Below are 21,103 nucleotides of genomic sequence, written 5' to 3' on the forward strand. Positions count from 1 at the left end.
GGAGCAATTACTATGTGGTATTTCGCATGGATTCTAGGTGTACTACTTGCTTGTGCATTCGGTATCATCAACGCGCTTTGGTTAGAGCATTCGGAAATGATGGATAAAGATAGTGAGTAAACTCACTGAGCAGGTCGCTAAGCTACATGCGCCAATGGATAAGGCTCTGTTTCGAGCCTTATCCCTGATCCTTGGTTTTTATCATGTCGCTATGGTGATGTGGGACCCTGAGCAATACTCTGCATCGATTGGTGGTTTTAATGCCCTAATCTCACCGCTAATGATTTGGGCTATTTGTTCCAGCATGATCTTTGGCTTGAGCTTCCAACCAAGAAATTGGTATTGGCAGGTATTATTCAGTCCCTATTTTTCTCTAATGATTCTAATTTATCTAACTCTAGTACGAGTTTTATAATTTGAACTGACTGAAAATTATCCACTTATTAGTCACAATAGCGCCACTGCTTGATAGTTGGCGCTATTTTTTTGTTTCAATCTTTGAAAACCTACATTAACCCTTGCATAAAGGGCAACGAGTTGCGTTATAGTAAAGCACCTCAATTGTTAGAAAGGGTTTGGTTTGCAAAACGAACGTGCTGTATTTGAGCTGCCTGTCACCGTTTATTATGAAGATACTGATGTGGGAGGTGTGGTCTATCACGCCAACTACCTTAAATATTTTGAGCGTGGTCGTTCGGAGTGTCTGACCAGTATTGGCGTTTCTCAATCGACTCTTTTGGAACAAAACATTGGTTTCGTAGTCCGACATATGGACATCGATTTTCTGCAAGGCGCGCGTCTTGAAGACCGTCTAACGGTTAAGACATCGGTTGCAGAGATTAAGAAAGCCACCCTTATTTTCTGTCAGGAGATCGTAAATCCTGCAGGTAAAACATTGTGTAAAGCAATGGTTAAGGTAGCATGCATCGATAATAACAAAATGAGGCCAAAAGCGATCCCTCAATCAATAGTTATGGAGTTTACTCACAGTGACCGCTGATATTTCAATGCTTGACCTGTTTTTGCAAGCAAGCCTGCTCGTAAAAATGGTGATGTTGACCTTGTTAGGTATGTCGATCGTTTCATGGGCAATGATCATTAAACGCAGTAAAGTGCTATCCCAAGCGGCGAAAGGCGCTGAAACCTTCGAGGATAAGTTTTGGTCAGGCACTGATCTTTCCGTTCTTTATCAAAACGCTAAAAAGCGCAAAGACGAACTGGCAGGAACCGAAGAAATTTTCTATTCAGGTTTCACTGAGTTTGCTCGCCTAAGAAAATCCAACGCTGATTCGCCGGACTTCATCATGGAAGGCACAGGTCGTGCCATGCGTGTTGCTGTTGCACGTGAGGTTGATGAGCTTGAAACTAACCTGCCGTTCCTTGCGACTGTTGGATCAATCAGTCCTTATATCGGCCTATTTGGTACGGTTTGGGGCATTATGCATGCCTTTATTGCATTGGGTGAAGTCAAGCAGGCGACCCTTGCTATGGTTGCCCCAGGGATCGCTGAAGCACTGGTTGCGACCGCAATGGGGCTGTTTGCTGCGATTCCCGCGGTTATGGCTTACAACCGATTGAGCAATAAAGTGGGTAAGTTGGAACACAACTACGCCACATTCTCAGAAGAATTCCACAGCATCCTGCACCGTCAAGCGATGGCTGGACGTGATTCCGCCAACAGAGATTAACGGATATGGCAGGCTATCAACCTAAAAAACGCAAGATGACCGCAGAGATTAACGTTGTGCCTTACATCGACGTTATGCTTGTGCTGTTAATCATCTTTATGGTGACGTCGCCTTTTGTAACGCAGGGCGTGGATGTTGAGTTACCTAAAACAGCCACGGCGAAACCAGCATCAGAGCTTGCAGGCGATAGTGATTCAAGCTTCATCATCGTTGAAATTGACCGTGAAGGCAATTTGGGCCTGAGTGTCAACGATGAAGAGGTTGTACGCGGTATTTCGTTGCAAGACGTGATTGTACGTGTCAAAGCAGAACTGTCTTTAAAGCCAGAGTCACCTGTTGCAGTTGGTGGCGACGCGGCGACGCCTTATGCAGACGTCGTTTTAGTGCTGGATGAATTGAGTCGTGCTGGGATCCCCAAAGTGGGGCTTCTTACGGACATAAAGGAATAAGCGCTCTCAGGTTATGAAAGAGACCAAACCAAAGAAAAAGAGTGATTACACCAAGCCGATTGCAATATCTGCTGCTTTGCATGCGTTGTTGGCGGTGGCACTTATTTGGGGAACCGACTTTACCATGTCAAAGCCAGAGCCTTCTGGTCAGATGGTTCAAGCGGTTGTGATTGACCCCAATTTGGTGCGCCAACAAGCTCAGAAAATTCGTAGTCAACGAGAAGAAGCGGCTAAGAAAGAGCAAGATCGTTTGGATAAGCTACGTCGCGAAAGTGAGCAGCTTGAGAAAAACCGCAAAGCAGAAGAAGAGCGTATTCGTCAGCTGAAAGAACAGCAGGCTCGTGAAGCGAAAGCAGCGCGCGAAGCAGAGAAAGCGAGACAACAGAAAGAAAAAGAACGCCAAGCGGCCGAAGAGCAAGCTCAGAAAGAGCGCGAACGAGCGGCTAAACTGGAAGCCGAGCGTAAAGCGAAAGAAGCAGCCATCGCTAAAGCAGAGCAAGAACGTGTTGCACGTGAAAAAGCAGCAAAAGAAGCGGAAGAAAAGGCTCGTCGTCAACGTGAGGCGGCTGAAAAAGCCGAGAAGCAACGTATAGCGAAAGAGAAAGCCGCGAAGGAAGCAGCTGAAAAAGCCCGCAAAGAAAAAGAGCGTTTAGAGCGCTTAAAGCGCGAACGTAAAGAGCAAGAAGCCGCTTTAGATAATATCTTTTCCGGATTGGAAACAGAAGCAGCGCAAAATATCTCTGCGAGACAGCAACATGTGAATAGTGAAGCTGATCGATTCGGCGCTATTTATATCCAATTGATCCAGCAGAACCTGCTACTGGAGGACAGTTTCAGGGGAAAGTCATGCCGGGTTAACCTGCGCCTGATTCCCACAGGTGCTGGGGCCATTGTTGGTAACCTAAGCGTGCTTGATGGTGATAATCGACTATGTTCGGCGACGCGACGAGCGGTCGCACAGGTAGGAAGCTTCCCTTTACCTAAAGAACAAGACGTCATCAATCAGTTAAAGAATATCAATTTAACCGTAGAACCTAAGTCATAAGGAAAAGCTTGTGTTAAAGCGACTAGTATTAGGATGTTTGCTCACAGTGATGAGCACGTTTCAGGTAGCCAATGCGGCGCTGGAGCTTGTGATTACAGACGGCATTGACTCTGCACGTCCAATCGCTATCGTCCCATTTAAGTGGGAAGGTTCAACTAAATTACCTCATGATGTGTCAGCCATTATCGCCTCGGACTTACAGCGTAGTGGTAAATTCAGCCCAGTTGCGACCAGTAAAATGCCGCAAACGCCTTACAGTGAAAGTGAAATCGACTTTGATGCTTGGACGGGGTTAGGTGTTGATGCGCTACTTACAGGGACCATTTCGCAAAATGCGGAAGGGAATTATGTCATCAACTACCAGTTGGTGGATGTAATTCGAGGTCAGCTGACTCAAGGGCAAAGCAAAGCATTAAGTACTGATGGCCAACTTGTGTTGTCTAAAGACCACGTACTTTTTAGCAAACGTGCCACCGTTCCTGGGGAGCGTATGCGTGAATATGCTCACCGAATTTCAGATTTAGTATACAAAGAACTCACTGGCGAGCGTGGTGCCTTTTTGACTCGTATTGCTTACGTTGTGGTGAATGACGAAGACAGTTATCCATATCAGCTGCGTGTAGCCGATTACGATGGTTATAATGAACGTTTGGTCTTGCGATCTAAACAGCCCCTGATGTCTCCTGCTTGGTCACCAGACGGTAAGAAGTTGGCGTATGTGAGTTTCCAAAATGGGCAAGCCGAAATCTACATCATGAACATCTACACGGGTGAGCGTGAAAAACTAACGTCATACCCTCGTCATAATGGTGCGCCACGATTCTCTCCTGATGGTAATAAACTTGCCTTAGTGTTATCGAAAACAGGTAGCCTACAAGTTTATACATTAGATCTCAAAACCCGTAAGTTGACACAAATAACACGCGGTAGATCAAATAATACGGAACCATTCTGGCATCCTGATGGTAAATCATTAATCTTTACCTCGGATCGGGGTGGTAAACCTCAAATTTATCAAGTAGATTTGGCAAGTGGTTCTACCAACCGCCTGACCTGGCAGGGTCGTCAGAACTTAGGTGGACAGATCACGCCTGATGGACGATTCCTAGTAATGGTCAATCGTACTAATTCGGGTTTCAATCTGGCGAAGCAAGATCTTGAAACGGGTGCCGTTCAGGTTTTGACCAAAACTTTGCTGGATGAGTCACCGAGTATCGCGCCAAATGGCGGTATGGTTATTTATAGCTCGATCTATAACAAAGCCAATGTATTATCAATGGTTTCAATAGATGGACGCTTTAAAGCTCGATTACCGGCAACAAACGGACGAGTTCGTGCTCCGGCATGGTCCCCGTTTTTGTAGCAAGTAATAAGTATCAAAAAGTAAGGAAAATATAACAATGCAACTAAACAAAGTTCTTAAAGGGCTATTGATTGCGCTACCAGTTCTAGCAGTTACAGCATGTAGTTCAAGCGATGATGCAGCGAACGCTTCTGGTTCTGAAACTAACCAATCAACGTCTGGTTCTGCTAACGGCGTTGATACCACTGTAGTTTCACCAATCGGTGAGAACGGCCAACTTTCTGAGCAAGAGCTTAAAGAGCAGGCACTTCGTGAGTCTCAAACAATTTACTTCGCGTTTGACAACGCAACCATCGCTAGTGACTACGAAAAAATACTTGCTGCACACGCGGCTTACCTAAGCAAGAACCCAGCACTTAAAGTGACGATTGAAGGTCATGCTGATGAGCGTGGTACTCCAGAGTACAACATCGCGCTTGGTGAGCGTCGTGCAGCTGCAGTTGCTAAGTACCTGCAAGCACTAGGTGTTCAAGCGGATCAAATCTCAATCGTGAGCTACGGTGAAGAAAAACCTCTACTGTTAGGTCAATCTGAAGATGTATACGCTAAGAACCGTCGTGCGGTTCTAGTATACTAATCAAGGAAAACCTTATGTTCAGTAACCTTAAGCGCGTAGTTACGCTTACGTTACTGGCAAGTGCAGCGAACTTTGTGTTCGCTGCACCAGCTCCAGTATCTGATATCAGTGGCAGCAACCCTGTGCCGTCCTCCTCAGCCGATCCGGCTAATGAAACCGAAGTTCAACGTCTTGAGCGTTTGCTACAAAATCGCAATCGTGTTCAGTTGCAGATGCAGCAACAGCTCGACGAAATGGCGTTGGAAATTAGTGATCTTCGTGGTCAGCTAGAAAAGAATAATTACGACATGCAGCAGATGCTGCAGCGTCAGCGCGAATTGTTTATCGAACTTGATAAACTTCGCAGCCAAGTCAACAGCACGCCAGTCGTGACTGCGACGCCAACGGATGATAAGGCCAAGACAGCAGGCAAGTTCAGTACCAACGCTGATGAACAAACCGCTTATCAGGATGCCGTCGATCTGATCCTTAAAAAGAGAGATTACGCGGGGGCAATTGCCGCTTTCCAGCAGTTCCAGAAAGATTTTCCTGATTCAATATTTGCGCCAAACGCCCACTACTGGTTGGGGCAACTCTATTTTGCTGACAAGCAAGACAAAGAGGCTGTGAAAAGTTTTGCCGCTGTCGTGTCTTACAAAGACTCAAACAAGCGTGCTGATGCGTTAGTGAAACTTGGTGACATTTCGCAACGTAACAACAATACGGCACAAGCGAAAAAATACTATCAGCAGGTCATTGATGACTATCCGGATAGTGCTTCTGCAAAACTTGCAGCAGAACGTCTTAAATAATAGTTAAGGGAGTGCATTGCCACTCCTTTTTTTATCACTCTTGCTTTCAGTGTGTAAGCGATAAGTAATTGTGACGGAAACTGGCATCTTGAACTAGGTTGAGGTTACAATACCCGGATTACTGGAAGTTGCGTAGAGCAAGAGCAATGAGCCACATTTTAGATACAATCGAAACCGTTTACCCATTCCCTCCAAAACCAACACCGCTGACAGACGAACAAAAACAAGCGCACATAAAAAATATTAAAGCGCTGTTAAAAGAGAAAGATGCGGTATTGATCGCCCATTACTACACTGATCCTGAAATTCAGGCCCTAGCTGAAGAAACGGGGGGATTTGTTGGTGATTCACTTGAAATGGCTAAGTTTGGTAACCGACACCCTGCGAGTACACTCATCATAGGTGGTGTACGTTTTATGGGTGAGTCTGCCAAGATTTTAACGCCTGAAAAACGCATTCTGATGCCCACACTTGAAGCTGAGTGCTCGCTAGATTTAGGTTGTCCCGCGGATAAATTCACAGAATTCTGCGATGCGCATCCTGATCATACCGTGGTGGTTTACGCCAATACTTCGGCAGCGGTTAAAGCACGCGCAGATTGGGTCGTGACTTCAAGTATCGCATTGGACATCGTCGAGCATTTAGATGCAGAAGACAAACCGATTATTTGGGGACCTGACCGCCATCTAGGCTCGTACATTGCTAACCAAACAGGCGCAGATATGTTGCTGTGGCAGGGAGAGTGTGTTGTTCATGACGAGTTCTCAGCTGATGCACTTCGTAAGATGAAAGGTCTCTATCCTGAAGCCGCGATTTTGGTCCACCCTGAATCACCAGCAAGTGTTGTCGAATTGGCAGATGCTGTGGGTTCCACCAGCCAACTGATCAAAGCAGCCAAAGAACTGCCGCAGAAAAAAATGATTGTTGCGACCGACAAAGGCATCTTTTTCAAGATGCAGCAATTAGTGCCAGAGAAAGAGCTAATTGAAGCGCCCACGGCTGGTGCCGGTGCAACTTGTCGAAGCTGTGCTCATTGTCCGTGGATGGCGATGAATGGGCTTAAAGCTATCGAGAGCGCACTGCGAGATGGTGGTGAGCAGCATGAGATTTTTGTTGATGAAGCGCTTCGTGTTAAGTCTTTAATCCCCCTCAACCGCATGCTAGATTTTGCTGAACAGCTCAACATCAAAGTGAAAGGCAACGCTTAACGCTTTTCCCAAAGAGCCAGCTTAACTAAGCTGGCTTTTTTGTCTTTGCATTGTCTTAACTGAATAGCCAGTAACTCACTGGATCATCTGGACATTGGTAAGGTCCGCATTCGAAAAACGTAGAAATCACGTTCAGGGCGACCACTGACAAGGCCAGTAGGCAAACCAGACGCCCCAGCTTGCTCATTTCATATGACTCGTTGTTCCATGCTTGATTCCAAAGCATCATCAAGACCGCCACCGCCAGAATCGTTGCAGCGAACAAAACAAACGCCCAAGTGTAATAGTGCATGCCGAAAATCGCACTGCCATATCCTGGAGTACCGGGAATGACATGTAGTGAGACTTGTCGCAACGCGGTTGCAGCCCCAAACAAAGCACCTATCAGAACCACACCATAGTGGCGCTGTTGAACACCGTACTTAATGTTGAGCATAAAGCCAAACATGACCATGGCAAAGCCAATGCGCTGGAGCAAGCAAAGTGGGCAGGGGAGTTCATTGAGAGCAAACTGAAGAACAAAGCCGATCAGCAAGACTAATGTCATACCAAAAAGGCCGAGAATATTGAGTCTAATGATTTGATTTTGGTTCATCGTGCTGCCTCCTTACAACAATATTGAAAGAGCATCGTTCGCATGGTGGTTAAACCAATACAGACCGAGTATTACCGAAGTGGCAAACAGGATATAGCCAAGTGATTTTTTGCCGCAGAATGCCAACAGCATCGCGGCAAAAAGCACCAAAAAAATGAAAGACATCATGTGAAAACCCTTACTTTCTTATCTTGATTATGGCGAGTTTAGTACTCGTCTATCGTTAAGATAGACCTGAGTGCGGTTAGATTCGATAGATAAACGCAAAACCTAAGATTGCAATAAGACATACTTTAAAATCTGATGGGCTTAGGTTTTGTTCTATGATTCTGATTTTATGAACATTATGGCGATAAGTCATTCAGGCCGAGCATTACTTTGAGTGACAGAGTTGGCTCATCGGTCCTGAGTGAGTTAGTCTTGGAAGAATATTGATAGTAATCAGTCGAGTAAGTAGAAATATGTCAATTTGGTTGGTTTTCAAAAAGTGGCTGGGTGTGCGTTTGTTCCAGCTAAGCAATCGCAACTTGATCGTATTGCTTTTCGTATACATTGCCTTGTCTTGGCTAGCGTTGGCAGCCAGTGGTGAAAGCGAGCTGACTCAAGATGTATCGACCTTTATTTACTACCTCATGGTGACAGCTTCGACCGTCGGTTATGGCGACTATTCCCCCGTGACCCAAGTTGGAAAATGGGTAGTGATTTTGTTTGTCATACCGGGTGGCTTAACCTTATTTGCCGCTTTAATTGGCCGATTAGCGTCAGCGTCAGTGGATTACTGGCGCGCAGGAATATTAGGAAAACGGAGAGTTGGTGTGGAAAATCATATTCTGCTTTTAGGTTGGAATGGTCAGCGAACCATGCATCTCATTCGCATGCTTCAGCACGAGGAAGAGGGTAAACGGCCTATCGTATTGTGTAGTCGTTCAGACATTGAGAACCCTTTGCCCGGAGAAATCGGTTTTGTCAAAGTCACCAGTTATACTGACGAGCAGGAGATGGAAAAGGCATCGATCACACAGGCAAGTTGTATTGTGGTGGATAACTTGGAAGATGATATTACCTTGTCAGCGGCGCTTTACTCAGCCAACGTCAACCCAAATGCGCACTTACTAGCTTATTTCAAAGATGAAGCGTTGAGCCGATTGTTAAATCAACATTGCCCGAACGCAGAATGTATTCCTGCTGTTGGTGCAGAAATGTTGGCCAAAGCCGCAGTAGACCCAGGATCTAGTGCACTCCATCAGGAGCTACTCGCATCAACGCGAGGGATGACTCAGTATTCCACCATTTATCCAGAGAGTGCAACGCCTACGGATGTGCAGTCTATTTTTGTCTATATTAAACGCGCTTATCAAGCCACATTGATCGCCATTGATACAGGAAGCGGAATAGAGCTTAACCCAGATTTAGACACAGCGATTCCTGCAGGGGCGAAGCTTTTTTACATTGCCGATGAGCGCATAGACCGCATTGATTGGCAAAGTATGCCTACCTAGCGAACGGTTTTTTAGCCAATATTCTCATCTTTTATGTGTTTTGTTTCTTATAAAAGAGAAAATAATTTCATTTCTGTATGTTTTTTACTTTATTTATTGATTTTATAAAATTATTGATTAATGTGTCGTTGAGTATTTGCACTATTTATAATAAAGGAAAAATAACATGCAAAAAACGTTAGTGGCTTTTGCAGTGAGCATGTTGATGCCAATGGCTTCAAGTGCTCAAGAGCCAGCGAGTTCGTTGAATGAGGTCAACACACGTATCATCAATGGTTCAGTGGCTGGAAAGTCTGACTGGCCATTTATGACGGCTCTGATTAAAAAAGCATCAATTAATGCGTATAGTGGTCAGTTTTGTGGTGGTAGTTTTATTGGCGGCAGATATGTTTTAACCGCAGCACACTGTGTGGACGACAAAGACGCAAGCGAAATTGATGTATCGATTGGTATTCATGATCTAAACAATGAAGCGACAGAAGGTCAGCGTGTTTCAGTACGTGCGATTTACATACATCAAGATTACAACAAAGCGATCACTTCTAACGATTTTGCTATTTTGGAATTAGAGAACGACGTTGTGGCTACTCAAGCTACACTGGCTTCTGAAACCGAAGTAAACCGTTTGTCTGTGGGTCAAAGTTTAACGGTCATGGGTTGGGGCAACCAAACTAATGGCGGTAATGCGTACCCAACGCAGCTTCATCAAGTAGATTTACCATATGTTGATCGAGGTACCTGTCAAAATCTAGGTGGACCTTATGCGACTGTTGGCAGTTATGCGATATGTGCGGGCTATGCAGCAGGGGGAAAAGACTCTTGTGATGGAGATAGCGGTGGTCCATTGGTCGTTAATGACGGCGGTACCTATAAACAAGTTGGTGTCGTAAGTTGGGGTAACGAGTGTGCTCAGGCGAACGCTTATGGTGTTTATGCCAACGTTGGCTACTTTAATAATAATGGTTGGATCAACAAGAAAACGGCTAACGTTAGCTATACTCAGGACATCAGGCTTAGTAGTAAAAGTGGCGAGTATTCCTACAACTTGCCAATCCGAAATTACGGAGCAGAAGCGTTTGATGTGACGAATATTACCACGCCATCTGGCGTAACTGTGATGTCGAACAATTGTACTTCTACTCTCAACAATGGCGACTCATGTTCTATAGATATTAAAGTGGACGCTTCTACCGTTTACGATGCATCCAATCGTGCCACAATGACGGTGGCAACGGATCATAGCGTAGCCGGCGAGTTAGATATGCATATTATCTATAACTATAATGCTCCATATTCGATAACACAAAGCTTGACTACCTCAAGTAACGGCAGTAGCGGTGGCTCATCATCTTACGGCTTAATACTGCTCGCTTTGTTTGGCTTCGTGAGCAGAATGAAAGAGAGAAAAAATGTTTAAATGGTGTGCTAACCTGCTGCTCGTTTTTTCAGGGCTAGGTTTGACGGCTTGTCACTCAACGTCGAGTAATGCAAATGAAGCGGGTCTTGTGGTGCCTCTTGAAAGCCATAAGATTAATGCTGATCGGATAGTCTTCAATGCGGTTTCGACAGGGTGCAGTACAGGTGAAGACTTTAAGATCCGAGTGGATAGCGAGGACGCCCAACAGGCGACAATCTCAGTCGTTCGAATCAAGCTAGACCCTTGTAAACGAATGGCGGCTTATGAAGCCTTTGAACTGCCTTTATTGGATTCGATAAAAGGTAAGCGGATATCGGTCAATAACCCGATTGGTGAGGCGATTCGTAAGTAAGTAAAAAGCCGGCTCAGAGCCGGCTTTATTTTTACTCCGCTTCCGCCAACATGGAACCGCGCATTGCCAGGCCGCACAGCATAGTTGGAATCGCGTTGAATATTTCTTCAAACTGTTCAAGGCCTTCAATGCCTTGTTCTGCAAGCGTCGCGATTGACGTCTCTGGGTCATAGAGCATACTCAAAGAGAGCAATACACCGCCGAGCAACGCGCTGTCTTCGCTCGATTCCGGCATGATGGTTTCCCAATCATCTCTGGCGAGCTGCCAACCTTGAAGCACACCTTCACAGAAATCACGAGTCTCCTGATTAACGATATCGGCTTCGTCTAGCGCGCACTCGCTAGGCCATGCCCACTGGTTGTCCAAAAGAGCAGGACGGTATTCATTCCACATCGCAATGATAAATTCGATGTAAGTCTCTAACTGCTCGCCATCTGAGAATGGCGCCACTTCTTCGCCTCCCCATAGAAATGGAAGCCATTCTTCTGGTGGCAGCACATTCGGCGCAGCCGCCATTGCTGTAACGAATCCTTGAGTTTTAGGCTCGTTGATAAGTCGGTTTTCAAGTTCTGGCTGAGAAAGGATTTCTTGTAATGTCAAAGTGAATACCAAAGTGGGGTAATGGAAATTGAGCCAATACTAACAGCGAAAACGAGACATAAAAAGGTGGCAGCATGTGGATATTCGCTATAATTGAGCTTAAACAGACAAAATTCAAAGGCTTATGGAAATTCGTTCCTCCCTCAAAAGAAAGAGCTTTATGGCGCTCGCTGTGTACATGGCATTTGTCATCGCAGTGATAGGTACGGTGAGCTATCTGGTGGTCGAGCCTCCTGTGCGAGATCAGCTAGAAAAGAACCTTGATCTGAGAACACAGATCATTGCTGCTGAAATCAGAGAGCCTCTGAACAGCTCGCTGGGTATTTTGCAGAGTGTCGTCAGCATTGGTAATACTCATGAGCCTCAGAACCATCAAGCTGAGATGCTATTTGAGTTGTTTTCGGTCGTGGATGGGGTCGCTGTAAGTGGCGGGTTGTGGCCAATCCCTTATTCAATTGAACAAGGTAAAGCGTATAAAAGCTTGTTTTTCAATCGAGCCAGTGATGGACAAGTAGACCAAGTCTTCTCTTGGGATAACCCAGAGTCAGGTGGCTACGACCAGGAATCATGGTATACCTCAGTGATTGGCAAGCCAATGGGCACGGTTTCTTGGTCGCAGGTCTATATTGATCCTTTTACCCATGTTCAGATGATCACCGCGTCTTCCCCTTACTATGTGGATAGCGTTTTCGCTGGTGTCGCCACCATCGACATCTCTTTAGAAAGCTTGGTGGCATTTGTGCGTAAACATGCTGAAGAGTATGAACTGGGTGTGGTACTAAGAGACTCTTACGGCGACGTGATCACCGAACACAATTTTCAAGTGGTTGAAGACATCTACAGTAGCAGCGCTGAATTTGGTGACTTCAAATGGTATATCGATGTCGTCAATGCTAACCGTTTGGTAACGGAGCAGGTCTATGACTTAGTGTCGAAAGTTGAAGCAGGGATTATCCCTATCATGCTAGCGTGTGTGATGCTGGGTTACTTTCTCATCAACCGTTTCCTGATCTCACCGATCATCATTATTGCTCAGAAAGTGGATGCTTCGATCGAAGGTGGCATTATCGATATGCGTTATCGGAGCCAAGACGAAATTAAACACCTCATTGATACCTTCAACCAAAAAACCGTCTACCTTGAAGCTGAAAAGCAGAAAGCACAGGCTTCAACAAAGGCCAAAAGTGCGTTTCTTGCTACCTTGTCCCATGAGATTCGAACACCAATGAATGGAGTACTCGGTACTGCGCAGATCCTCCTGAAAACCGACATGACGGAAGAGCAGAAAAAGCATATGAAAACCTTGTACGAATCGGGTGACCATATGATGACACTGCTGAACGAAATCCTCGACTTCTCAAAAATTGAGCAAGGCCATCTGGAGCTAGAGAACAACCCATTCCCACTCGAAGCCATTATTGGCAGTATCAATAGTGTTTACTTTACTCTCTGTTCAGAAAAAGGGCTGCAATTCAAAGTTTACTCGGAAGTACCAGCGGATCGTTGGTATATGTCGGACAAGGCGCGCCTGCGCCAGATACTGTTCAACTTACTCAACAATGCAGTCAAATTTACCTCACGTGGCTACGTTGAGGTTTACCTAAAAGAGATAGAAAAACGAGGCCAAAACTACCTAGAGATCAAAGTGCGTGATACAGGTATTGGTATCGCCAAAGAAGCGCAGCAGAAAATCTTCAAACCTTTTGAACAGGCCGAGTCTTCGACTACGCGACGTTTTGGAGGTACAGGCTTAGGGTTAGCCATCGTTAAGCAATTATGTGGTCTAATGCAGGGGAGCGTGACCTTAACCAGTGAATTAGGCATCGGCACCAGTTTCGATGTACTGGTTGCAATGAATCGATGTGAGCCTCATAGCCAAGATATTCAAGAGCACATCAAGCTCAACTACAGCGGCTTAAAAGCCCTAATTGTCGAAGACAACAGAACTAACGCCATCATTATCAATACTTTTATGACCAACAAGGGATTTGAATGTGATGTGGTTGAAAACGGCGAGCTGTCTATTCATGCGATCGCCAACGAGGAATACGATTTAGTCTTGATGGACAACCATATGCCAGTCATGGATGGTGTGGAGGCGACAACCGCCATTCGCTCTATGCCTAGCTCGAAGTCGAGAATTTTGATCTTAGGCTGTACTGCTGATGTCTTTAGAGAAACACGCGAGCGCATGCTGGGTGTTGGCGTAGATTACATCGTCTCAAAACCCATAGATGAGAACGAGTTGGATGATGCGCTTTACCGATATTCTGAGCGTCTTTATCAATACAAACCCGCGTTATTGAAAAGTTTGAGGAGAGAAGAAACAGAAGAAATTGAGTCATTGCTATTGACGTTTAATATGGCGGTAGAGAATAGCAAGTTAGAAGAAGCGCAAGAGTATTTTCAAGCTTTGAAAAGTATCACTGCCGATATTGAAGACAACCACTTAAGAGAAAACTTCAATGCCATTCAACTCAAGCTTTCGTCAGGTGAGGCGCCGTCTCAAGCTGATGTGGATGTGTTAACGGTGTTACTAAAGGACTTTTGTAAGTAAATTACACCTGGACAGATGAGTTTTGAACTTTTCGGGTATTTTTAGTGAATTAATCTAGTTTTTTTACTGAAAATGGTTACTAATTTACCCAGTTAATTGAAATTTGAAATCTAAAACTACAAATTTAATGAAATAATAGCCTTATATTTTGGTTATTAACTTTAAAGCCAGTTTATATGACTGGCTTTTTGTTTTTTGTTTGAATTTTTATACTGGAGTTATAGGTGAAGTCGCGTGGGCCGTTTTGTATTCGCAATGCCGCTGCAGATACTTTTGCAATGGTAGTCTTCTGTTTCATTTCAGGCATGATCATTGAAGTGTTTATTTCCGGAATGACATTCGAACAATCGCTGGCTTCACGAACCCTTTCTATCCCTGTAAACATTGCCATTGCATGGCCATATGGGATGTTTAGAGACGTTATGCTGCGACAAGGCGAACGCATTTCATCGAGCGGTTTAACAAAGAACATCGCGGATTTACTAGCCTATGTGCTATTCCAATCACCCGTATACGCGGCCATTTTGCTTGTTGTTGGCGCCTCGTCTGATCAAATCGTCACGGCTGTCGCATCAAACGCTGTGATTTCGTGTGGGATGGGCGTTCTTTACGGTTATTTTCTTGATATGTGCCGCAAGTGGTTTAAGGTGCCGGGATACTGCCAACAAGCGTGATATTGCGGGAAATCTGGCCGAATTAGCCATTAAGTAATCAAACGACCAATGCGTGAGGTTTTTTTTTCTCAATGGACTTGACCTAACCCAATAGAATCATTAAATTAGCGCCTCGTTGGTTCACAATACCAACCACAATTTGATTCGGTGAGTTGTCCGAGTGGCTGAAGGAGCACGCCTGGAAAGTGTGTATACGGCAACGTATCGAGAGTTCGAATCTCTCACTCACCGCCACATTCTTGAAGAAAGACGTCCTAGGACGTCTTTTTTTATATCTAAAGATAATACATCAAACCGAAATTCCGAGGTTGAGTCGAGCTCAATGTGATATTCCTTCAGGCAATCTTTGCTCTGACTTTGCTTTAAACTCATGTACTTAGTAAACTCCCAGCTCATATTGATGACCTAAAGGAAGTATGGTGGTGTCGAGTCAAATAGAGAAGCCGTCACCGACGTCGTCAGCGCGAGTTATCGCGCCACCCATCATAGGGGCGTCGACATGCTCGAAGTAATGGTGTTTGTTGCTTTAGGCGCTGTTTATCTCTTTGTAGAGGGCAGTGACACATCCTTAAAGGAAGCGCTTATTGCGATGGCATTCTATGGGATCTACTTGATTGTCTATCTACTGATAGAGCCGTTCCCTGCTATGACGTCTAAGTATATGGGCCAACTTTACGGTTTACTTCCGGCACTATCCTTTGGTGCCATATTGTTTCCGCATTTTAATCAGCATTCTCCTGAAGTTGTCACCAAAGCCATTGGTTGGGTCGGATTGACGACCGCGTTCATAATTCTTTGTTATTTTAAGTGGTTAGTGTGGTGATTGAGGATGCTCTCTAGGGTGAGTCGCTATGTTGTTTAAAATCATAAATACCTTAAGGTCAGCAATGCATTGTTGGTTTTTTAATATGACCAACAAGGTGCGCACGCTCACGTTGAGTGATGTGGAATTTGATAGCCAAAGTGGGGAAATCGTCACTTATACCTCGGGCTACAAGAACATTATTATCCCTGAACGTTTGGGCGGATCTCCAGTAAACGCAATAGGGAGCAAAGCCTTTTGCTCGAAAAAAATAACCCTTTTGGTCATGCCAGATACTCTGACTACCATAGGAGAGAGCGCGTTCTCGTTCAATCACCTCACCACGGTGATTTTTCCCAAATCGGTTTGTTCGATAGGAGAATTTGCCTTTTCAAACAATGGGCTGACGAGTATTTCACTCCCGCAAGGGCTGACAAAAATCTATGGTGCGGCATTTGCAATGAACGAGCTGCCACAAGTAGAGATCCCGAACTCAGTGGAACATATCGGCGATTTTGCATTTGAAGGCAACCTATTAAAGACCCTTACTCTGCCAAATTCTGTGACGTTTATTGATGAAGGAGCTTTTGCAGATAACGCGCTAGAATCGGTTGTGATGTCTGAGTCGGTCACTCATATCGGCAATTGTGCCTTTGTCTGCAATCAGATTGTCAACGTGGCGGTGCCACAATCCATCGTTTCCCTTGACGAGTATGCTTTTGATGCTGGAGTAAAGGTAAGCGTGGGTTAGCGGCTTATCATTCGCTATTTCGCGCGCCCTCTTGACCATGTCATGATGTAACTGACAAACCAATACATTCAAGGCCAAACGGGCTTGGCATCAATCGTATTGTTGACAGGCCCACACAGTGTGACAAGCAAACAAACTAGATTGTTAAGTGACTTCGACTTCGACTACGGGTAATGGGTTACCTACTATTTCGTGGTCGGGCGAAAAAGGGAAAATAATTTCAATCGTGATACCGTTCGGATCGTCGAGAAAGATCTGATGTTCATTGATTTGTGGGATCACGCGTTCACGAAAAGGGATTTTAAGGTCCGTCAAGTGCTGTTGAGTTGAGGAGAGGTGTAGCCCTTTGAAGGAAATGTGATCGATGGCCCCTGAACCTGATTGACCGTCTTTGCCCCCTAAATAATCCACTAATGTTTCGGGGATATGTCCCTCGGGGAGAGACACCAAATGCAAAATAGGGTGCCCATCATTGTCGTACAGCCAAGCGCCCGGGAAGGCAAACTGTGGGCGAGGTCCGCGCTGCAGTCCAATAGACTGTTCAAAGAACCGTATGGTCATATCCAGATGAGCGGTTCTGATGGTAAAGTGATCGATGGCCTTTATACGCATGTGACTACCTCATTCCTGAAGGGAAAACGTATGTGTCACAATACGTGACCGATGAGGGTAAAGAGAAGAGCAGCCAATCTAAAAACACTATTCGTCCAAGCCGAATAATCCATACCCGACCTGCCAACAAACACGTTATCGCTTCGCCGACCCCATGCCTTGTACGTTATTACTGGCTTACAATGTCATGATATGACTGACAAACCGATACAGTAACAACAAAAGCGCTCTGGAATAATACTCAGCAACGGCCGAAGAGATACGAAATCTTACGGGCTGAACTCCACTCATTCAAAGGTACTTTATATGAAAAAGTTGTTGTGTATTTTAGGTGTGATGTCTTTGGCAGGTTGTTCAGGGATCACTCACAATGAGGAAGTGTATACCGCCCATGCTGAAAGCTTTAACATTGTTGGCCTACAAATTCCGGGTAACACTCAAGACCGTGCTATGGAATTAGTGCCAGAAGGCGCGACGGTTGAGACTATTCAAGCGACAAACTCAGATACAGACTCTGTATTGGGTATTATCAATCGCATTATCGGTATTGATTACGTTCAAATTGCCGGCAAAAAACAGTAATGCATGACGGCCAGTTGAAGAATAAGGTGACCTTGTTCCGCCATCGGCTACCATCCGTGTTGTGGTCGGCAAACGGCGAATATTGACTTAAGTCGACGCTCGGCATGCTTTGGCGACGATCCATTATCGGTTTGAAGGGATCGTTGCCGATTGCCATGATTCACTAGTCATGACTGTTAACCTTAGCCTCAGCTTGAGCCCGCTAGTGTGTTACGTTTCATCATTTAGCTAAACCACCTCGTCTTCGCCCCCCTATAGATCTTGAACCCCATCATGATGCCTCAGATGAGTGCGGATAGCTGCAGGCGGCTCTCCCGTTCACCCTGGGACTTTATTATTTGGCTGAGCTGAATAGTCAATTCAACTTTAACTCCATTATCAAACTTAATCTAATCAATATACTGGCTCCATGATAATCAGGTCGGCTGGCGTTTGTGAGCAATCACTCCCAGTGACCACGACTTAACTGAGGAACCGATGATGAGCAAACTGTTTGATGAGACGCAACTGAAACAACTGGATCTGAAAAACCGTGTCGTGATGGCACCCATGACCCGAGCGCGCACCAGCCAACCGGGTAATATTCCTAACTCAATGATGGCAACCTATTACCAGCAACGTGCGACCGCGGGCTTAATTATCTCTGAAGCGACACAGATTTCTGACGATTCGCAAGGCTACTCTTTCACTCCGGGCGTTTACACTGATGAACAAGTGGCGGGTTGGAAAACTGTCACTCAAACGGCTAAACAACAGGGTACAGTCATGTTTTGTCAGCTATGGCATGTGGGTCGAGTCTCGCACCCAAGTTTTCAAAACGGCGAGCAACCTATCGCGCCATCGGCCCTCAAACCCCTAGATACTCAAGTGTGGATCGCTGACGAGAATGGCAACGGTAATATGGTGGATTGTGTTGAGCCAAGAGCCATGTCTCAGGCGGATATTGACCGAGTGGTGAACGATTTTGCTTACGCGGCAAAGCGTGCAATTGAAGCGGGTTTTGATGGCGTTGAAATCCACGGTGGTAACGGTTACTTGATTGATCAGTTCCTGCGCACAAACTCCAATCACAGAACTGATCAATACGGCGGCACTCAGGCAAACCGCATGCGCTTTTTGTTGGAGGTGGTCGATGCCGTGAGCGACGCGATTGGTAGCGACAAAGTTGGAGTGCGACTGGCACCTTTCATTACATTTAAGGACATGGACTGCCCAGAAATTGTCGCAACGATTCTACAGGCGTCGCAGCAGCTTCAAGCTCGCGATATTGCCTACTTACACCTGTCGGAAGCCGATTGGGATGACGCGCCAGTGATCCCCGAAAGTTTTAGACAACAGCTGCGCAGCTACTTCACCAACACCATCATTGTCGCGGGCAGTTATACCCAGCAACGTGCCGAGACGGTACTCGAAAAAGGCTATGCCGATTTAGTCGCGTTCGGGCGTCCGTTCGTCTCCAATCCAGATTTGGTTTCACGTCTAAAGCATCAACAGCCTCTGCAGGAGCTGGATGGCGCGACACTGTTCGGTGGTGATGAACGTGGGTATACCGATTACCCCGAGTATGGCTAGCGCCACAAGACGTCAATGAGGCGACTTTTAAATAAAACAGGAAAGGACAACAATGAAAAAGACAACCAAAACATTACTAGCAGTAGGTATCTTAACGACGGGCACTGTTCAGGCATTTGAACTCATGAGCGAAGACATTATCGAAGGTCACCCGATGCAGAAAACCTTTGAATATAAGGGCTGGGGGTGTGATGGCGATAACCTGTCTCCGCAACTGACGTGGCAAAGTGCACCCGCAGGGACCAAGAGCTATGCGATTTCAGTATACGATCCCGATGCGCCGACAGGCAGTGGTTTTTGGCATTGGTTAGCGTTTGATATTCCTGCTTCCGTCAAAGCACTGCCTCGCGGAGTCGACATTGACAAGTTAGGTGGTAAGGAATCACGCATCGACTTTGGTACGGCAGGGTATGGCGGTGCATGCCCGCCAGTGGGTGATGGTATGCATCGCTACCAGTTTACAGTTTGGGCGCTGCCTGCTGCCAGTTTAGACCTCGATCCACAAACGCCTGCTGCTGTCGTCGGGTTTACCTTAAACAATGTCGCACTGGGTAAAGCGACATTGACCGCAACCTATACACGTCAGTAATTAAACAAAGCATGACTTGATGCTCTAAAATCGCACAGCGATGCCGATTCAGCGCTAGCAGATACGCGGCGCTGAATGGTGGATCATACATAGACCTAGTGCACTACCTCACTCTCTTTGCGGGCTCACTATTATAAGCACGATGAAGGCGTGAAATAAGTTGGTCAGAGTCAGAGAAGAGAGTGGATGCAATTTGACAAACACGAATACCTGGCGACCATGAATTCATCACAGCAGCCCCCTTTAGTTGTGAAAGTCGACTAAGGGTGATTGGCTCGCTACGTTGTGGAACCTTAAGTTGACTCAACTGTCGTTGAACCATGGCCATCATTGTGCCTTGGAGCATGCGTGCTTGTGGCCAGATGATGCTTTCGCCATCCCAAAAAGCCAGATTCCATATCGTGCCTTCGCTCAGATAACCCTCAGTATTGAGAAAGACAGCGTCATCAAAGCCCTGTCGGACAGCTTGATGTAAGTAATAGGTCTTGCCTATTTCACCAACATGTTTGATTTCAGCAAGTGGTCTGTCATGGTCGATTACCGCTAAACGAAGTGGGCCTGCGGGCCCGTTCTCTGCTGGAGCCATTCGGATCAGTACTCTGGGTTCGATGTCCATGCTATCGGTAGTAAACTCACCTCGGGGTGAATACATGGTCACCGAGAGTGAGTGATCGATAGGGCCACTTGCTACTGCTGAGTGAATGTAAGACTGAACCACTTCATCGGCTAACGCTTTACCATAAAGCTCAAGAGAAGCGCGACGCAATCTGTCTAAATGCAAATCCAATCCCTTAATCATTTTGTTTCGCACCTGCAGTGCGGTGAAGTGAGCAAAACCAGAAAAGGCTAAGTGTGTTATCTCAGAACTTGGTATCGCTTGCCCATTTAAGAAAGTTTGATCGGTGAGGATTTTTGTCGTCATAGGTTAAGCTCCTGATTGAATGAACTAAGTTGGGCGATTAGCATAAACCCTCACAGTGCTGTGAGGGTCAAGAGGTAAAAGTGAAAATAGGTGAGTTGTCTAAAAAAACGGGGGTGAGTATACGCATGCTGCGTTACTACGAAGAGCAAGGCTTGCTCAAGCCTAAGCGGACGGAGGCGGGTTATCGGGATTTCGATCACAAAGAAGTGCGCACATTAGAGCGAATCAAACTACTCAGCTCTGCAGGCATGACATTGGACACCATCTTGCTGTTTTTGCCATGTGTAAGAGGTGAAGAGCCTGTTTTCGAGCCTTGTGATGAGCTGAGAAGTCTTTTGCATCAACAAATTCGGATAGCAGACCAAAAGGCAGCGCAGCTTGCAGAAAGCCGTAAAATACTGGATGGTTTTTTATCCGAGATAGAAAGGCAATGATTGGGTAGGTCACTAATGACCTA

The 21,103-nt window shown here is 45.7% G+C and carries 26 protein-coding genes and 1 tRNA gene; 22 read left to right on the forward strand and 5 right to left on the reverse strand.

Going from position 1 to position 21,103, the window contains the following annotated elements:
* Window positions 1-12: 12 nt before the first annotated feature.
* The 10 genes from cydX to nadA all read left to right on the forward strand — a co-directional run bounded on the left by cydX (window position 13) and on the right by nadA (window position 7,121).
* Window positions 13-120 (forward strand): cytochrome bd-I oxidase subunit CydX, encoded by a 108-nt coding sequence (gene cydX / locus TW84_RS23870; RefSeq protein ID WP_000270284.1) that lies wholly within the window; start codon window positions 13-15, stop codon window positions 118-120.
* Window positions 113-415 (forward strand): cyd operon protein YbgE, encoded by a 303-nt coding sequence (ybgE, locus tag TW84_RS16885; RefSeq protein WP_045976792.1) that lies wholly within the window; start codon window positions 113-115, stop codon window positions 413-415. Before cydX ends, ybgE begins: the two co-directional genes overlap by 8 nt.
* A 165-nt stretch (window positions 416-580) precedes the next feature.
* Window positions 581-1,000 (forward strand): tol-pal system-associated acyl-CoA thioesterase, encoded by a 420-nt coding sequence (gene ybgC / locus TW84_RS16890; protein ID WP_045976793.1) that lies wholly within the window; start codon window positions 581-583, stop codon window positions 998-1,000.
* Complete coding sequence (tolQ, locus tag TW84_RS16895) at window positions 990-1,688, forward strand: protein TolQ (RefSeq protein ID WP_019275754.1); 699 nt, start codon at window positions 990-992, stop codon at window positions 1,686-1,688. Before ybgC ends, tolQ begins: the two co-directional genes overlap by 11 nt.
* A 5-nt stretch (window positions 1,689-1,693) precedes the next feature.
* Window positions 1,694-2,137 carry an ExbD/TolR family protein gene (locus TW84_RS16900; protein WP_045976794.1) on the forward strand — a complete coding sequence of 148 codons (444 nt, stop codon included), beginning with the start codon at window positions 1,694-1,696 and terminating at the stop codon, window positions 2,135-2,137.
* A gap of 13 nt (window positions 2,138-2,150) precedes the next feature.
* Window positions 2,151-3,182, forward strand: a complete 1,032-nt coding sequence (gene tolA / locus TW84_RS16905) for a cell envelope integrity protein TolA (protein WP_045976795.1) — start codon at window positions 2,151-2,153, stop codon at window positions 3,180-3,182.
* 49 nt (window positions 3,183-3,231) lie between these two features.
* Entirely contained in the window at window positions 3,232-4,545 is a 1,314-nt protein-coding gene (gene tolB, locus TW84_RS16910) for a Tol-Pal system beta propeller repeat protein TolB (RefSeq protein ID WP_045976796.1), read from the forward strand.
* 37 nt (window positions 4,546-4,582) lie between these two features.
* On the forward strand, window positions 4,583-5,122 hold the full coding sequence (pal, locus tag TW84_RS16915; RefSeq protein WP_045976797.1) for a peptidoglycan-associated lipoprotein Pal: 540 nt from the start codon (window positions 4,583-4,585) through the stop codon (window positions 5,120-5,122).
* 14 nt (window positions 5,123-5,136) lie between these two features.
* Window positions 5,137-5,913, forward strand: a complete 777-nt coding sequence (gene ybgF / locus TW84_RS16920; RefSeq protein ID WP_045976798.1) for a tol-pal system protein YbgF — start codon at window positions 5,137-5,139, stop codon at window positions 5,911-5,913.
* Between the two features lie 146 nt (window positions 5,914-6,059).
* Window positions 6,060-7,121 (forward strand): quinolinate synthase NadA, encoded by a 1,062-nt coding sequence (nadA, locus tag TW84_RS16925; RefSeq protein ID WP_045976799.1) that lies wholly within the window; start codon window positions 6,060-6,062, stop codon window positions 7,119-7,121.
* 55 nt (window positions 7,122-7,176) lie between these two features.
* Here nadA and TW84_RS16930 read toward each other — a convergent pair whose 3' ends face one another.
* Complete coding sequence (locus TW84_RS16930) at window positions 7,177-7,716, reverse strand: disulfide bond formation protein B (RefSeq protein WP_045976800.1); 540 nt, start codon at window positions 7,714-7,716, stop codon at window positions 7,177-7,179.
* A 12-nt stretch (window positions 7,717-7,728) separates the two neighbouring features.
* The gene (locus TW84_RS24910; RefSeq protein WP_045976801.1) at window positions 7,729-7,884 is read right to left on the reverse strand and encodes a DUF5993 family protein; all 156 of its coding nucleotides are present in this window, start codon (window positions 7,882-7,884) and stop codon (window positions 7,729-7,731) included.
* Window positions 7,885-8,177: 293 nt separating this feature from the next.
* Here TW84_RS24910 and TW84_RS16940 point away from each other — a divergent pair, with 293 nt between their 5' ends.
* The 3 genes from TW84_RS16940 (at window position 8,178) to TW84_RS16950 (ending at window position 10,984) form a co-directional block, all read left to right on the forward strand.
* Complete coding sequence (locus tag TW84_RS16940; RefSeq protein ID WP_045976802.1) at window positions 8,178-9,215, forward strand: potassium channel family protein; 1,038 nt, start codon at window positions 8,178-8,180, stop codon at window positions 9,213-9,215.
* 166 nt (window positions 9,216-9,381) lie between these two features.
* Window positions 9,382-10,632, forward strand: a complete 1,251-nt coding sequence (locus tag TW84_RS16945) for a S1 family peptidase (protein WP_052707936.1) — start codon at window positions 9,382-9,384, stop codon at window positions 10,630-10,632.
* Window positions 10,625-10,984, forward strand: coding sequence for a hypothetical protein (locus TW84_RS16950; RefSeq protein ID WP_045976803.1), 360 nt, complete (start codon window positions 10,625-10,627; stop codon window positions 10,982-10,984). Before TW84_RS16945 ends, TW84_RS16950 begins: the two co-directional genes overlap by 8 nt.
* A gap of 31 nt (window positions 10,985-11,015) precedes the next feature.
* Here the strand turns inward: TW84_RS16950 and TW84_RS16955 are convergent, their stop codons facing one another.
* Window positions 11,016-11,585, reverse strand: coding sequence for a UPF0149 family protein (locus TW84_RS16955; protein ID WP_045976804.1), 570 nt, complete (start codon window positions 11,583-11,585; stop codon window positions 11,016-11,018).
* Between the two features lie 124 nt (window positions 11,586-11,709).
* On the opposite strand from TW84_RS16955, the gene TW84_RS16960 reads away from it, so the two are divergent.
* From TW84_RS16960 to TW84_RS16980, 5 genes are all read left to right on the forward strand, one after another.
* Window positions 11,710-14,142 carry a hybrid sensor histidine kinase/response regulator gene (locus TW84_RS16960; protein ID WP_045976805.1) on the forward strand — a complete coding sequence of 811 codons (2,433 nt, stop codon included), beginning with the start codon at window positions 11,710-11,712 and terminating at the stop codon, window positions 14,140-14,142.
* Window positions 14,143-14,366: 224 nt separating this feature from the next.
* A complete protein-coding gene (locus TW84_RS16965) occupies window positions 14,367-14,816 on the forward strand; it encodes an L-alanine exporter AlaE (protein ID WP_045976806.1) in 450 nt (149 codons plus the stop codon).
* A gap of 146 nt (window positions 14,817-14,962) precedes the next feature.
* Window positions 14,963-15,050, forward strand: a tRNA-Ser gene (locus TW84_RS16970).
* A gap of 265 nt (window positions 15,051-15,315) precedes the next feature.
* Window positions 15,316-15,639: a hypothetical protein gene (locus tag TW84_RS16975; protein WP_045976807.1), complete on the forward strand. Its 324-nt coding sequence runs from the start codon at window positions 15,316-15,318 to the stop codon at window positions 15,637-15,639.
* A 28-nt stretch (window positions 15,640-15,667) separates the two neighbouring features.
* Window positions 15,668-16,369, forward strand: coding sequence for a leucine-rich repeat domain-containing protein (locus TW84_RS16980; protein WP_084720250.1), 702 nt, complete (start codon window positions 15,668-15,670; stop codon window positions 16,367-16,369).
* 144 nt (window positions 16,370-16,513) lie between these two features.
* On the opposite strand, the gene TW84_RS16985 is transcribed toward TW84_RS16980, so the two are convergent.
* Window positions 16,514-16,981, reverse strand: coding sequence for a VOC family protein (locus TW84_RS16985; RefSeq protein WP_045976809.1), 468 nt, complete (start codon window positions 16,979-16,981; stop codon window positions 16,514-16,516).
* Between the two features lie 306 nt (window positions 16,982-17,287).
* Between TW84_RS16985 and TW84_RS16990 the strand changes: the two genes are divergently transcribed.
* The 3 genes from TW84_RS16990 (at window position 17,288) to TW84_RS17000 (ending at window position 19,724) form a co-directional block, all read left to right on the forward strand.
* Window positions 17,288-17,563, forward strand: coding sequence for a hypothetical protein (locus tag TW84_RS16990; protein WP_045976810.1), 276 nt, complete (start codon window positions 17,288-17,290; stop codon window positions 17,561-17,563).
* Window positions 17,564-18,043: 480 nt separating this feature from the next.
* Entirely contained in the window at window positions 18,044-19,135 is a 1,092-nt protein-coding gene (locus tag TW84_RS16995) for an alkene reductase (RefSeq protein WP_045976811.1), read from the forward strand.
* A gap of 52 nt (window positions 19,136-19,187) precedes the next feature.
* Window positions 19,188-19,724, forward strand: a complete 537-nt coding sequence (locus TW84_RS17000; protein WP_045976812.1) for a YbhB/YbcL family Raf kinase inhibitor-like protein — start codon at window positions 19,188-19,190, stop codon at window positions 19,722-19,724.
* Between the two features lie 103 nt (window positions 19,725-19,827).
* On the opposite strand, the gene TW84_RS17005 is transcribed toward TW84_RS17000, so the two are convergent.
* The gene (locus TW84_RS17005) at window positions 19,828-20,646 is read right to left on the reverse strand and encodes an aminotransferase class IV family protein (protein ID WP_045976813.1); all 819 of its coding nucleotides are present in this window, start codon (window positions 20,644-20,646) and stop codon (window positions 19,828-19,830) included.
* An 80-nt stretch (window positions 20,647-20,726) separates the two neighbouring features.
* On the opposite strand from TW84_RS17005, the gene TW84_RS17010 reads away from it, so the two are divergent.
* Window positions 20,727-21,080, forward strand: coding sequence for a MerR family transcriptional regulator (locus TW84_RS17010; RefSeq protein ID WP_045976814.1), 354 nt, complete (start codon window positions 20,727-20,729; stop codon window positions 21,078-21,080).
* Window positions 21,081-21,103: the final 23 nt, after the last annotated feature.

Origin of the sequence: Vibrio neptunius (assembly GCF_000967495.1) — a bacterium.
Classification (GTDB): domain Bacteria; phylum Pseudomonadota; class Gammaproteobacteria; order Enterobacterales; family Vibrionaceae; genus Vibrio; species Vibrio neptunius.